Origin of the sequence: Ochrobactrum sp. SFR4 (genome assembly GCF_019730395.1) — a bacterium.
Taxonomy (GTDB): Bacteria; Pseudomonadota; Alphaproteobacteria; order Rhizobiales; family Rhizobiaceae; genus Pseudochrobactrum.
In genome coordinates this window covers 1-287 of sequence record NZ_JAAPBB010000644.1, presented here as the reverse complement: position 1 = coordinate 287, position 287 = coordinate 1, and the positions used below count along the sequence as shown (strand labels likewise).

Below are 287 nucleotides of genomic sequence, written 5' to 3'. Positions count from 1 at the left end.
CGGATGAACGCATTTCATCTTTCCAGTCTGACGCGCAGACGCCGTGCCCGCTCACGAAATGCCTCCTCGCCACCTTCAAGAATGTCACAAACTGCCTTGCGGATATTGGCATTTTCCAGACCCCCAGCCCTGTAGGTGATCGGGGGCAGACCGCCAATCTGATGCGGGCCGACTTCTGCAACGATGATCTGATCCGCATCCGTATTGATCACGAGGTTCGCATTGTGGGTGACCATGATCACCTGCCGCTTGGACTTCGCAGCTATGAACAGCGAGACGAGTTCGTC

The 287-nt window shown here is 56.1% G+C and carries 1 pseudogene; it reads right to left on the bottom strand.

The features are described from left to right. Window positions 1-14: 14 nt before the first annotated feature. Window positions 15-287, bottom strand: a pseudogene (locus HBA93_RS20640) (AAA family ATPase); the annotation flags it as partial.